The sequence below is a fragment of the Granulicella sp. dw_53 genome (assembly GCF_018449545.1).
Lineage (GTDB): Bacteria > Acidobacteriota > Terriglobia > Terriglobales > Acidobacteriaceae > Edaphobacter.
Window position 1 is genome coordinate 262,779 of sequence record NZ_JAAVUR010000001.1, and the last position, 13,370, is coordinate 276,148.

Annotated in this window: 12 protein-coding genes; 2 read left to right on the plus strand and 10 right to left on the minus strand. The window is 59.0% G+C overall.

Going from position 1 to position 13,370, the window contains the following annotated elements:
• Nucleotides 1-28 precede the first annotated feature (28 nt).
• From HB393_RS01155 to HB393_RS01165, 3 genes are all read right to left on the minus strand, one after another.
• Complete coding sequence (locus tag HB393_RS01155) at nucleotides 29-1,054, minus strand: L-threonylcarbamoyladenylate synthase (RefSeq protein ID WP_213803311.1); 1,026 nt, start codon at nucleotides 1,052-1,054, stop codon at nucleotides 29-31.
• Nucleotides 1,051-2,181, minus strand: a complete 1,131-nt coding sequence (locus HB393_RS01160; protein ID WP_213803312.1) for a DNA polymerase III subunit delta' — start codon at nucleotides 2,179-2,181, stop codon at nucleotides 1,051-1,053. The genes HB393_RS01155 and HB393_RS01160 overlap by 4 nt, the downstream gene beginning before the upstream one ends.
• A gap of 116 nt (nucleotides 2,182-2,297) precedes the next feature.
• Nucleotides 2,298-2,555, minus strand: coding sequence for a hypothetical protein (locus HB393_RS01165; RefSeq protein WP_213803313.1), 258 nt, complete (start codon nucleotides 2,553-2,555; stop codon nucleotides 2,298-2,300).
• A 54-nt stretch (nucleotides 2,556-2,609) separates the two neighbouring features.
• Here HB393_RS01165 and HB393_RS01170 point away from each other — a divergent pair, with 54 nt between their 5' ends.
• The gene (locus tag HB393_RS01170; protein WP_213803314.1) at nucleotides 2,610-2,987 is read left to right on the plus strand and encodes an RNA-binding S4 domain-containing protein; all 378 of its coding nucleotides are present in this window, start codon (nucleotides 2,610-2,612) and stop codon (nucleotides 2,985-2,987) included.
• 258 nt (nucleotides 2,988-3,245) lie between these two features.
• Nucleotides 3,246-5,558, plus strand: a complete 2,313-nt coding sequence (locus HB393_RS01175) for a sodium-translocating pyrophosphatase (protein WP_213803315.1) — start codon at nucleotides 3,246-3,248, stop codon at nucleotides 5,556-5,558.
• 54 nt (nucleotides 5,559-5,612) lie between these two features.
• On the opposite strand, the gene HB393_RS01180 is transcribed toward HB393_RS01175, so the two are convergent.
• The 7 genes from HB393_RS01180 to argB form a co-directional block, all read right to left on the minus strand.
• Entirely contained in the window at nucleotides 5,613-5,876 is a 264-nt protein-coding gene (locus tag HB393_RS01180; protein WP_213803316.1) for a helix-turn-helix transcriptional regulator, read from the minus strand.
• Nucleotides 5,877-6,830: 954 nt separating this feature from the next.
• Nucleotides 6,831-7,421, minus strand: coding sequence for a GNAT family N-acetyltransferase (locus tag HB393_RS01185; RefSeq protein ID WP_213803643.1), 591 nt, complete (start codon nucleotides 7,419-7,421; stop codon nucleotides 6,831-6,833).
• A gap of 31 nt (nucleotides 7,422-7,452) precedes the next feature.
• Complete coding sequence (argH, locus tag HB393_RS01190; protein WP_213803644.1) at nucleotides 7,453-8,886, minus strand: argininosuccinate lyase; 1,434 nt, start codon at nucleotides 8,884-8,886, stop codon at nucleotides 7,453-7,455.
• 5 nt (nucleotides 8,887-8,891) lie between these two features.
• Nucleotides 8,892-10,106: an argininosuccinate synthase gene (locus tag HB393_RS01195; RefSeq protein ID WP_213803317.1), complete on the minus strand. Its 1,215-nt coding sequence runs from the start codon at nucleotides 10,104-10,106 to the stop codon at nucleotides 8,892-8,894.
• A 48-nt stretch (nucleotides 10,107-10,154) separates the two neighbouring features.
• The gene (gene argF / locus HB393_RS01200) at nucleotides 10,155-11,261 is read right to left on the minus strand and encodes an ornithine carbamoyltransferase (protein WP_213803318.1); all 1,107 of its coding nucleotides are present in this window, start codon (nucleotides 11,259-11,261) and stop codon (nucleotides 10,155-10,157) included.
• The gene (locus HB393_RS01205; RefSeq protein WP_213803319.1) at nucleotides 11,254-12,504 is read right to left on the minus strand and encodes an aspartate aminotransferase family protein; all 1,251 of its coding nucleotides are present in this window, start codon (nucleotides 12,502-12,504) and stop codon (nucleotides 11,254-11,256) included. Before HB393_RS01205 ends, argF begins: the two co-directional genes overlap by 8 nt.
• The gene (gene argB, locus HB393_RS01210) at nucleotides 12,501-13,283 is read right to left on the minus strand and encodes an acetylglutamate kinase (protein ID WP_213803320.1); all 783 of its coding nucleotides are present in this window, start codon (nucleotides 13,281-13,283) and stop codon (nucleotides 12,501-12,503) included. The genes HB393_RS01205 and argB overlap by 4 nt, the downstream gene beginning before the upstream one ends.
• Nucleotides 13,284-13,370 lie beyond the last annotated feature (87 nt).

Here is a 13,370-nt window from a genome sequence, read left to right on the forward strand (position 1 = left end):
CAGATTTTTGCATGAGACGAATCGATCTCTAGTGTGCTCGAGCCGCCTTTTCAAGCCGGTCCCGAATAGCCAGCCCCAGACCCTCGGCAGCAGGCAGCGGGCACAGGATGACCGTAACCGCACGCGAGTCCAGCTCCCGAAGGCCGCTAAAGAGCGAATGAGCCAAGCCAGAAGCATCCTGCCAGGACTCCCAGGGAAAGACCTCGACGTCGCCTACGGAAGGAATCGTCCAGCCCGCAGGAAGCATGACCCCCAGCTTCTCGGTAGCAGCCAGCTCCGTAATGCGTGCACGAAGCTCCACCTCATCCGCCACCAGGATGAGCCGGGCACGCGGCGCATAGTGACGAATCCCGACGCCGGGCGATGGCAGCGACTCGGGCGCAGCCTCCACAGCCGCCGGCTTGAAGAGAGTCACCGGACCAGCCACCGCCTCGATCATGGCGGGCGTGATCGCTCCAGGACGATAAAGGACCATCCCGTCAGGATCCAGCACCGTGGACTCCAGACCCACGCTGGTAGGCCCACCGTCCAGCACCGCGTCGATGCGGCGATCGAGATCCTCCAACACATGAGCGGCGGTAGTAGGACTGGTATGCCCGAAGCGGTTAGCGCTGGGTGCAGCCAGCGGCAGCCCAGCGGCGCGAAGGAGCGCCAGAGCCAGAGGATGAGAAGGCATCCGCACGCCCACCAGGGGGCGGCCAGCAGTGACCGCATCGGGGACGATGGACGTGCGAGGCAGAAGCAGCGTAAGCGGCCCCGGCCAGAACGTAGCAATCAAAGCCTCAGCCCGGGGAGTAAGGACGGCAACCCGCTCCAACATCGCACCATCGCTCACATGAACGATCAGCGGGTCCCACGAAGGCCGCTGCTTGGCGGCGAAGATCCCAGCAACGGCAGCGGCATCAAGCGCATTAGCCGCAAGCCCGTAGACCGTCTCGGTAGGAAAAGCCACGGTACCACCGCCGCGCAGAATCGTGGCAGCGCGTTCGACCGCCTCCTCGGCTTGGGAACCCGGCTGGGTCGCGTCCAGGCGCTCCGTGGTCAAGGCGGTCATCGGGCGGCGTTAGTGAGCTGCGTCGCAAAGGAGTCGAGGGAGAGCGAACGCAGCAGATTCCGGCGCATTCCGCTATACACCTGGTCGAGACCGCGGGAGGCCTGCTCGATCCACGCGAAGTTCAGCACCTGGGAGAGGCGGTCGAGGTCAGCCCGCAGATCCGTATTGCGCACGAGTTCAGGAGTTCCGGAGTTGAGATAGAGCAGATCTTCGAGAATAAGCGAGAGAGCGCGCAGCAGCGCAGAGGTCTTCTGCTGTCCCTCAGCCCCCGCCCGGTAAGTCTCAGTCATCTTGAAGAGCGCGGTGTGGTCAGGCTCAGCCGCCGCGTTGCGCAGCAGCAGAAGCGCATCCGCACGCGCGGCGATATAGGTCTCCAGATCGAAGTCAAGCGCCTTCCCCGCCGCCCCTTGCGACAGGCGTGCAATCAGCGAGCGCTGTTTGGGCGCAACGTCCGGCCGGCGGTCGGCGAGAAACATCTCGATCTCTTCGAGCGGCAGAGCGCCCAGCCGAACCGTCGCGCAGCGCGAGCGAATGGTCGGCAGAAGCTCTCCCGGATTCTCAGCCAACAGGATAAGGTGCACAGTGGCCGGCGGCTCTTCCAGCAACTTGAGAAGCGAGTTGGCGGCCTCCTTCATAAAGCTGGAGGCGGTCAGGATGAAGATCTTGCGCGGAGCCTCGGAGGGCAGGCGCTGGGCCCGCTGGATGAGCGTCCGGATCTGGCCGAGTTTGATGAGCAACTGCGGCGGATCGGGCGGCACGATCAGCACATCCGGGTGGGGCTGGATGAGAACTCGCGTTTCCTTCTTATCGGTCTCGCGCAGATCCTCGCGGGCCGCAACCGCCGTGGCGACCTGCTCGTCGAGGTCGGCAGCACTGGCGATACGGGTGCAGTTCGAGCAGACGCCGCAGAAAGAGGCCAGAGACTGGCCATTGGACCAGTGGTCGCGCGGCTGCCGTTCGCACTCCACCGCCATCGCGAGCATCAGCGCCAGAGTATATTTGCCTGCCCCCGAGGGGCCACTGATGAGCAGAGAGTGGGGAAGGCGGCCAGCGGCAATCGCCGTGCGCAGGTGCTCGACAGCAACGGAGTTCCCGAGGAAGTCGTTAAAGGTGGCTGGCGGCGGCATTCTCTCTCCTCTCTGCGGCAGTCCAATCGTGCGAAGCCACCCGTCCAGAATACCGGATCGGAGGAGCGGTTCCATTAACCACCGGCAGTCGCTTCTCCGAAGCCGCATCAATGCCGCTAGAAGCGGCCAGGATACTGACCGAGCAGGCCATGGAGGACGCCTCCAAAGACTACAGCGATGATGGCGCCAACGATCAGCAGCAGCACCCAAAGGATGATGGCCGCGGGAATGGCCGCGATCATCCACTTGATCATGAAGAGGCACATCGCTCCGATGGACATATTGATATCGGTGATGACAACCGGTTGAGGTGAGAGAGGCGTCATGGTGAAGGACGTCGCGGAGGGCGTAGGCACTGGCGGAAGGGTAGACATGGCCGAAGTATACGGAGGGTGGCTGCCAAACGGGCGTTTATACGAGAATGAGATATGAGTTCTGTACGGATGGATAAGTGGCTTTGGGCGGCGCGATTCTTCAAGACGCGTGCGCTGGCGTCGCGGGCTTGCGAGCTCGGAAGAGTCGAGTCGAATCAGCAGACGGCCAAGGCCTCCCGCATCGTGAAGCTGGGAGACATGCTGCAGATCACCAATGAGGGAGGGATCTTCTCGATAGAGGTCCTCATGCTGAGCGAGGTCAGGGGATCGGCCGCGGTGGCGCAGGGCATGTATCGCGAATCGGCCGAGAGCAAGGAACTTCGGCTGAAGGTAGCGGAGGAGCGGAAAGCCATGCTGCAGGGAGACGGCGTAACCGAGGGCAGACCCTCGAAGCGCGACCGGCGACTCATCCATCGCTTCCGGGGCCGCTAGCATCCAGGGCTGGAAAGATCGTTTCCCCTTATGGGCAAACCTTTGATAGCGTCGTTCTTTCCAGAACTCTTCAAGATACTTCCGATTATCCTTCTCCTTCGGGGAGTATGCCGGCCACCGGAGGGTACGACTCTCTGCAATTGACCCATCGGGCGGAAGTCGTTGGGGGGAGCCAAATTGACCCCTTCGGAGCATGCATGCTCTAATTGCGCCCTGCTCGACTTAGAACGATTTTAACGTTCCTCAGGAGGAGTTTGCATGGATGCAGTAAGCCTTTTGGCTGTGGCGGTTCAGGAGCAAGGTGGGCCTTTTGTTCCGTCCGGGGTTCCTGTGGATGATGGGCGCGTATACCTTTGGATTGCATTGGGAGTCGGGCTACTGGCTTTGCTGGCCGCGTTCATGTTGGCGCGATCGGTCATCGCCTCGGATACGGGCACGGTAGAGATGCAGGCCATCTCGAATGCGATCCGCGAGGGCGCGGAGGCCTTTCTGAGCCGGCAATATAGGACCATTGGAGCGCTGGCGCTGGTGCTGGCCGTGGTGGTCTTCTTTGGCTATCACCTCTCCCCGCGAACTGCGCCCTACGCGCTCAAGACGGTGGTGAGCTTTCTGGTCGGGGCGGTCTGCTCCGCGCTGGCGGGATATACAGGGATGTACTGCTCCATCCGCGCGAACATCCGTACCGCGGCAGCCGCCCGGAACAGCCTGAACGCAGCCCTCCAGATGGCTCTGCGCGGCGGAGCAGTGACTGGGCTCGTAGTCGTCGCGCTCTCGCTTCTAGGCGTCGGAGTGCTGTTCCTGTTCTTCGGCGGTCTGGAAGATCCCCAGGCCGTGCCATACCGCTTGGTCGGCTTTGGCTTTGGAGCTTCGCTGGTGGCCCTGTTCGCTCAGCTCGGCGGCGGCATCTACACCAAGGCGGCGGACGTGGGAGCCGATCTGGTCGGTAAGGTCGAAGCCGGAATTCCCGAGGACGACCCACGCAACCCCGCCGTCATCGCGGACCTCGTCGGCGACAACGTAGGCGACTGCGCAGGCCGTGGCGCCGATCTCTTCGAATCGACCGCGGCTGAGAACGTCGGAGCCATGATTCTTGGCGCAGCTCTCTATCCGGTCTTCGGGATCAAGGGAATCCTCTTCCCGCTGATCGTGCACGCCATCAACCTCATCGCGAGCATCGTGGGCGTCTTCGTGGTCAAGACCCGTGAGGAAGAAGATCCCATGCACGCCCTGAACAAGGGCTTCTATGTGACCTCCGCGTTGGCCCTCGCCGGATTTGCAGGCGCTGTCTACACGATGCTGAACGGACCGCTGGTACGTCCAATGTGGCTTCTTGGCTGCGGCGTAATTGGCCTCGCCACCGCCTTCCTCTTCGTCTGGATCACCGAGTACTATACCGAATCCCGCTACCGCCCGGTAAAGTCGATCGCCGAGGCCTCCCTGACCGGACCTGCGACCAACATCATCAGCGGCCTCGCGGTAGGAATGGAGACGCCGGCAGCCCCGGTCGTCGTCATCTCTGCAGCGCTACTCCTGAGCTACTACTTCGGCGTACAAGGCCTCGCCGGAGTCACCGGCATCAGCGACTACGCCAAAGGCATCTACGGAACAGCGATCGCCACCATGGGAATGCTCTCCTGTGCGGCCTATATCCTTGCCATGGACACCTTCGGTCCTATCACCGATAACGCTGGCGGAATCATCGAGATGTCATCGCAACCGGAAGGGATACGCGAACGTACAGATAAGCTGGACTCCGCCGGAAATACCACCAAAGCGCTCACCAAGGGATACGCCATCGGCTCGGCCTCACTCGCCGCCTTCCTGCTCTTCTCCGCGTACCTCGAAGAGATCAAAACGATTGTCGCTGCCAAGGTCATGGAAGCCGGTGGCTATATGCCTCCCGGCTGGAGCTTCACCAACATCAATCTTGCACAGGTCCCTGTCTTCGTAGGTGCTCTCTTGGGCGCGATGCTGACCTACCTCTTCAGCTCGCTCGCTATCAAGGCGGTAGGACGCACCGCGCAGATGGTGGTGCAGGATGTAAGGGCCCAGTTCAAAGAAAACCCCGGCATCATGGCCGGAACCTCAAAGCCGGACTACGCCCGCTGCGTCAGCATCGTGACGGGAGCGGCATTGAAGGAGATGGTGCTTCCCGGTCTGCTGGCGGTTGGACTTCCCGTAGCAGTGGGACTCATCTTCCGGAACTTCAGCGCCAGCTACCAGGCGAGCTCGGCCATCTACGCTCCAGGAACGATTCTTCCCGTCCCGGCGATCGGCGGTGTTCCCGTCAACCTCGCGGGAGCGGAGGCTGTCGCAGGCTTGTTAATGGTGGGCACGATCTCCGGCGTGCTGCTCGCAATGCTCATGAACAACGGTGGCGGAGCTTGGGACAACGCGAAGAAGTTTATCGAGACAGGGCAGTACGGCGGCAAGAAATCCGAGGCGCACAAGGCCGCAGTCGTGGGCGATACCGTGGGCGATCCGTTCAAGGACACCGCCGGTCCCAGCCTGCATGTACTCATCAAGCTGCTGGCGACGATCACACTGGTGTTGGCTCCGTTGTTTGTATAAGCGGAGGCAGCACCAGTGAACACGTCGTGTGGTTATTAACGTTCTGCTGAAGCCTCAGATGCCGTCCAACAACTCCGAGAGACTTAAGCTGAAACCCAGTGCGAAGATCTCCATTGTGTGGATGCAGATGGACTTTCTGCCTCGCTCCAGGTCGCTGATATAGCTACGATCTACACCAAACTCCTTCGCTACTCTTACCTGTGTCAACGATCGTTCCTGACGCAGCTCCCGTATCCGGTTTCCAAATCGTATTCCGATCTCGACGTGAGGCTCTCGCGCCGGTGGGGCTGCGGTGAAAGACTTCGATGGTGGGATCATCTCTCGCTTGGGGGAGAAATTAGTCCCATAGATCCTGCCTTCGTCCACTCGTGACGTTCTGAGTGTACGTTCGGAAGGAAAAGACGGTGGAGTTGCAGGAATGCTGCCACTTGGTACTACCGGGTTATCGAATGAGCTCGCTTTCAGAATGGGTTCGGCCGATGTCATGAGACGATCCTCCCTGGAATAACGTTCGAAAATGACTTCAATCAGGAATGCGCGAATTAGTTGGAAAATCAGTCATAAATAAACGAACAGAACAACCTGTCCCATACGAGGGAGAGGCTGTTCCTTGGCTGGACAGCGTTCACTTGCTTGGTTATCTCATCGGACGCGATCTAAAGTTGCCGCTGTCCCGTACCAATACATCAGGGGCGAAAGGTCCTACCCATAGCACATCTCGGTCAAGTTCAAAATGACACTTTTGTACTACGGTACATTTATCGATGAGAGATGCTACCTGGGTAAAAGGGGTTGCTGGGATAAATAAGAAATCGTCAAAATATCTCGATCGAAGGAAACGATCGGGACGTCGCGAGATTAGCCATCTCCAAAGACGCTAAGAGAAGGGAACCAACTTCCACCCAAGTTCGTCTTCAATAAATCACCTCTTGGACCACCAAAGAAATGACTCAAACTCCAGACATAATGACTCAAACTCCAGACATCTAGCCGTCGAAAAACTTTCTTCGAAAACCTCAGCAAAATCGCATGTCAACCCCAAAAAGCACCTAACCCTTGATCCACCTCAACATAAGAGTGGCACTTGAGTTATGGTCCACCTCGTAAAATAGAACTAGAGATCAAGAAACGGGCCCGGCCAAAAAGCCGGGCCTTCGCATTGAACGAAAAGAGGCGCTCTGAAGTCCAAAGCTAACCCGTTTCTTTGGGATATTTTGATCCAAATTGCCGGGGGAGGGGGTCTGTACCTGCAGGGGGCCCAGGTGCCCAGCCTTACTTCGGCGGCGGGATCGTACCGGTCTGCAGCTTCACCAACTCAGGCTGCGGAATCTTGCTAGGCCCCAGAACGGCAATCCTCGGCAAGGGACCGCGCACCATGGCCACCTCATCGCAGGCATACAGCCGGGGACAATTCTGGCAGTCCTTGTAGATCTTGTCCGGAAGCACGGTTCGGTCCACCACCCGAAAGCCAAAGTGGAAGAAGAAGTCGGGAATTCGGGTAAACAGGCATACGCTCGCCACCCCTTGCTCCTCGCCCTCCTCCAGTAGAGCGCGTAGCAGCTTCCCACCCGCGCCTTGTCCCTTCGCCTCCGGCTTCACCACGATCGACCGGACCTCGGCCAGATGCGGCCCATAAAGATGCAGCGCTCCGCATCCCAGAAATACGCCGCCCTCGGACTCCGCAACCGCGAAGTCTCGAACGTTCTCGCAGATCTCGGCGTAGTTCCGGCGCAGCAAGGTCCCATCGCCAGAGAGCGAGTTGACCAGCTCAAAGATGTTCACCGCATCCTGAAGCTTCGCCTTCCGCACGGCCGCACCACCCACCCGTGGCCTCGAGGATGAGGTCGATTCGCTCACGGGCATGAGAGAAGAAATGGACAAAGACGATCAGCTCCTACTCTAGTTTCGCAGATTTCACCGTTTGTTGATCGATCTCAGCCAGAATCCTCGACCGCCCATCTGCCAAGGCAGCATGCACGCGACGACGAGCTGTTCCGCCAACCACGTCGTGGCAGTCGAGCGTAGCCTCGACCGTGATCGCCGTATAGAAGTCCTCGGCAAACTGGTCGCCAAACTGTTTGAGCTCCTCCAGCGTCAGCGCCTCAAGCTCGCGGCCAGACTCAAGTCCGAAGCGGACAGCATTGCCGATCTGCTCATGCGCCTTGCGGAACGGCACGCCCTTATTCGACAGGTAAGTCGCCGCAGCCATCGCATTGAGGTAGCCGCTCGAAGCCGCAGAAGCCATCCGGTCGAAGCGGAACCGCAGCGAGCTCGTAAACGCAGGCAAAACCGCCAGAACCCCTTGCACGGTGCTGGAAGCATCGAAGACCGGCTCCTGGCCCTCCTGGAGATCCTTGTTGTAGGCCAGCGGAAGACCCTTGATCAGCACCGAAAGGCTAGTCGCCGCCCCAATCAGACGGCCCGACTTGCCGCGGATCAGCTCGGTCAGGTCGGGATTCTTCTTCTGCGGCATCGCGCTCGATCCAGTCGAGAAGGCCTCAGGCAGATCGAGGAAGCCAAACTCGGCGGTCGAGAAGAGCGTCAGCTCCTCCGCGAAGCGCGAGATATGCAGCCCGAGGATGGAGAGCACTTGGGTGAACTCAAGCGCAAAGTCTCGGTCGCTGGTTGCGTCCATGCTGTTGGAAGTCGGCCCGTCGAAGGCAAGACTTTGCGCAGCAATGGTGCGGTCGAGCGCCAGCGTCGCTCCGGCGATCGCACCAGAGCCGAGCGGACAGAGATTCATGCGCTTGCGGCAGTCTTGCAGGCGCGAGATGTCCCGCTCGATCATGCTGACGTAAGTCAGCAGCCAGTGAGCGACGAGTACAGGCTCAGCCCGCTGGAGATGGGTATACGAGGGCATCACCGCATCGCCTGCCTGCTCCGCTAGACCGATCAACGCCAGCGCCCACTTGCCGAGGCCAGCGAGGATGATGTCGATGGAGTCGCGGACGTACAGCCGCATGTCGGTGGCGATCTGCTCGTTGCGACTGCGACCCGTATGCAGCTTGAGCGCAAGATCCCCGATCTCGCGGGTCAGCTCCAGCTCGACGAAGTGGTGAATATCCTCTGCCTGCGCAATCGACGCGGCTGAGGACGAGTTGGGATTGTGGAACTCGCTCTCGCTTAGCGCAAGCTTGCCGACCGCCTCAAGGCCAGCGATCATGCGGTCTGCCTCTGCAGGTGTCAAGATGCCAGCAGCCGCAATAACCCGCGCATGAGCCGAACTGGCGGCTATCTCCTGAGGGAGAAGCCGCCAATCGAAGGGAAAGGACCGCTGCCAGGCTTCGAACTGGGTGTCGAGGGGCTCGCGGAAGCGGCCCGACCACATTTTGCTCACTTGGCAACCACCTTATGCTTGCCCATCACCTGGGCACGAACGCGGGCAGGCAGACCGAGGATCTTGATGAAGCCTGCGGCGTCCTTCTGGTCGTAGCTCTCGCCCATGGTGAAGGAGGAGAGATCGGCCGAGTAGAGCGAGAGATCGCTCTTGCGGCTGATGAAGCTGATGTTGCCCTTGTAGAGCGACATCTTCACCGTACCGCTTACGTTCTCTTCCACTGAGCTGAAGAAAGCGTCCAGCGACTCGCGCAGCGGCGTGAACCAAAGGCCGAAGTAGACCAGTTCTGCGTACTTCAGAGCGAGGGTCTCCTTGAAATGGGCCGTCTCGCGATCCAGCGTAAGCGACTCGAGCTGGCGAATCGCCTCGAGGATCAAAGTGCCACCAGGAGTCTCGTAGGCTCCACGGCTCTTCATGCCGACGAAGCGATTCTCGATGATGTCGATACGTCCGATAGCGTTGCGTCCACCGATCTCGTTCAACAGCTCGACGAGCTGCACAGGAGGCAGCTTCTGGCCATCGACGGAGACAGGCGTTCCACGCTCGAAGCCGATCTCGACGACCTCCTCGCGGTCTGGAGCCTCCTGGGGCGAATTGCTCATGCGCCAGGTGCTCGGATCAACCGGCTTGTCAGTACCTTCGAGCTCGCCGCCCTCGTGCGAGACGTGCCAAAGGTTTTTGTCGCGGGAGTGGATCTTGGTACGGCTCGCCTCGACCTGAACGCCATGAGCCTCGGCGTAGTCCAGGCAGTCCTCACGCGAGACGAGATTCCACTCGCGCCAGGGAGCGATCACCTTCAGCTCGGGTGCGAGCGCCTGAAAGGCATGCTCGAAGCGGACCTGATCGTTGCCCTTGCCAGTGCAGCCGTGTGCAAGAGCCGTCGCGCCCTCAGCGAGCGCAACTTCGACCTGGTGCTTCGCGATGACAGGACGAGCGATGGAGGTGCCGAGCAGATACTTGTGCTCATAGACAGCGCCGGCGCGGACGGTCGGGAAGACGTACTCGTTCAGGAACTCCTCGCGAAGATCCTTGACGATCGCCTTCTTGGCGCCCGTGGCATAGGCCTTCTTGACGACGGCGTCGATGTCCTCTCCCTGGCCGACGTCGGCGATGAAGGCGATGACGTCGTAGCCGTAGTTCTCGTTGAGCCAGGGAATGATGATGGAGGTATCGAGACCTCCCGAGTATGCGAGTACGACTTTTTCTGCCATTGGAAACTCCTTAGTTCCGTGCTTGGATCGATTGTGGATGTCTGCCGGTTAGGTTGAGCGTTTGCGAGCCTGAATGCCGCGGCTGCGACTGTTGGAGATACGCTTCGCTCCGCCGAGCAGCATGAGCAGCAAGGCCTTCTGGGCATGCATCCGGTTCTCTGCCTGATCGAAGACGACCGACTGTGGTCCGTCGAGAACTGCATCCGTCACCTCGGCATTGCGATGCGCAGGAAGACAGTGCATGAAGACCGCATCCGGCTGGGCGTAAGCCATCAGCGCCTCATTCACCTGGTAGGGCTTGAAGATCGGCGCACGCTTGGTAGCCTCATGCTCGAAGCCCATGCTGGTGCAGACGTCGGTGTAGACTGCATCCGCGCCCGTGACAGCCTTGATGGGATCGTGCAACAGCGTGATGCTTCCGCCGGTTGCTTCGCTGATCTGCATCGCCTTGTGGATGATATCCAGCTTCGGCGCGAAGCCCTTCGGCGAGGCAACGCTGCAGTGCGCTCCCAACTGCGCCGCTGTAAGCATCAGGGAGTGACATACATTATTGCCGTCTCCCACGTAAGCAAAGTGCAGTCCCTCAGCCGAGCCAAAACGCTCTTCCAAGGTGAAGAAGTCGGCGATCGCCTGGCACGGATGCTCGAGATCGGAGAGAGCGTTGATGACCGGAACCTTGGAGTAAGCCGCCATCTCCGTAATGGTCTCGTGGGAGTAGGTGCGAAGCACAATAATGCTCATCCAGCGCTCAAGGTTGCGGGCCATGTCCGAGAGCGACTCGCGTTCGCCAAGAGGCGATTGTGTCTGATCGACAAAGATCGCATTTCCGCCGAGCGTATTGATCGCCGATTCAAAGGTGAGACGAGTGCGCAGCGATGCCTTCTCGAAGAACATCACCATCTGGCGTGCATCGAGTGCATGGCGAAAGTCTTCCGGATGAGTCTTGACCGCGTGAGCCAGCTCCATGATCGCAGCCATCTCTTCGACGGTTAGATCGGCGATAGAGCATAGATCTCGTCCGCAAAGACGTTTCGATGCTTCGCTAAAAGACGTATCGGACTGAATGCCCAGTGTTGCAAGGGACTTGAGTGGAGCAGCCTCTGCACCAGAATCGTCGAGAGGCTTGGAACCAATCGTTACCGTTTTACTACCCATTTGCATGTCCTCCTGTCGACGTAACTCCGGCAAATGCTGCATTGGAAGTGAGAAGCTCTTCGAGAGCTGTAATGGCGATATCGACGTGCTTGCGCTCAAGAATGTAAGGAGGCAGGAAACGAAGGACGTTTTCACTGGTCCTGTTGATGATGATTTGACGTTCCATCATCTGAGACGCAATGTTTTTAGCCAGTTCAGACGAGTTCAGTTCGATGCCCAACATAAGCCCCATACCCCGCACATCTGTGATGCAATCGTGCTGCTCGGCGAGAGACTTAAGTTTCGATTTAAAGTAGCCTCCGACGTCGCGAATATGGGCAAGCAAGTCCGTCGCACGAATTGTGTCGATTACAGCAATTGCCACGGCGCAGGCAAGTGGTCCTCCTCCGAAGGTCGTACCGTGCATCCCAGGAGTAAAGGCGCGAGCTGCTTCTTCGGAACAGAGCATAGCGCCCATCGGAATTCCGCCGGCAAGAGGCTTAGCTACAGTCGTTACATCTGGCATGATTCCGTAGTGTTGATATGCAAACCATTCGCCAGTTCTACCCATGCCGCTCTGAATCTCGTCGGCCAGCAGTAGAGCGCCGGTAGAATCGCATAGTTCACGAGCCGCTGCGAAAAACTCCTGCGTCACAGGGTGGATACCGCCTTCGCCTTGCAGTGGTTCGATGCAGATCGCACAGAACTCCTTGGAGAATTTACTGCGAAGATCGGCGACATCGTTGAATCGAACGAACTCCACCCCTGGCATGACAGGTGCAAAGGGCTCGCGATATTTTTCTTTGTGAGTGGTGGCGACAGAGCCCATGGTCCTGCCATGGAAGCTGTGCTCCAGCGCGAGAAACTTCGTCCCAACTTGTTTACCTTCAGAACGGAGAACGCCAGCATGAGCGCGGGCGAGCTTTAACGCCGCCTCCCAGGCCTCTGTGCCGCTGTTACAAAAGAAGACTCGATCCAATCCGCTGATCTCTGTGAGACGCAAAGCGAGTTCGGCAGTTCCTTCGTGGTAGAAGAGGTTTGACGTGTGGAGCAAGCGAGTGCTTTGAATGCGAATCGCTTCCTCGATCGCCGGATGTCGATAACCCAGCGCGGACACACCAATTCCGCTGAGAAGATCGAGGTAATCCCGACCATCGCCGTCCGTAAGGTAAACACCGTTGCCACTGACGATGAGATGTGGATTTCGCTCGTATGTCTGGAGTAACAGTTTGCTCTCCGCTGCTTGAATCGACGCTAACGTCATGCGACCATGACCTCCGTTCCGTAGTCCACCTTGGTTGAGCAGAGGTCAGGCAAGAGCGCAGCAGCCTCTGCAGGCAAAATTCTTACGCGTTTTACGCCATGGGTCAGAGCCTCGCGGCAAGCGTTAAGCTTGGGCAACATTCCGCCAGAGACGACCTGCTGCTTCTCTAAAGCAGGGATCTGAGGCAAGGTGAGCCAACGCATTACATTGCCGTCTGCACCTTTGACGCCGGGTACGTCTGTAAGAAAGACGAGCGCATCTGCCCGGGTGCAGATTGCACAAGCCGCAGCCATTTCATCGGCGTTGATGTTGTAGTATTCGCCGTCGAAGCCTAGCGCGATAGACGAGATAACGGGAACGGCCCCCATCGTCCAAATAGCGTCGAGCCAGCGTGGGTTGGTCGCCGCAATTTCTCCAACAAAGCCGAGATCTGGATTTGTCTTCTTCTTCCGGGCGCGAAAGACGTGGCCATCTCCACCTGAAAGTCCAACGGCAGCCTGTCCATGCGATCCCAGCGCAGCGACGAGCGATTTGTTCACTCGCCCAGCCAGCACCATCAGTGCAGCATCTCGTGTCTCGGCGTCCGTGATGCGCAGACCCGAGATGAACTCGCTTACCTTGCCCATCTGCGCCAACGTCTTCGTTAGCTGCACACCGCCGCCATGGACGACTGCGACCTGATTTCCATCGGCCACAAGTTCAGCGATGGCTTTGCCGCAAATGTGAAGCAATTTCGCGTCTTCGAGAGTTGCGCCTCCTAATTTCACGACGAATTTCAAAACATGCCCTCCGTTCCCATCCACACAACTTCAGGTTTTGCACTTCGATCCGTAGCGTGATGCCAAAGAGATCGAAGATCTTCTATT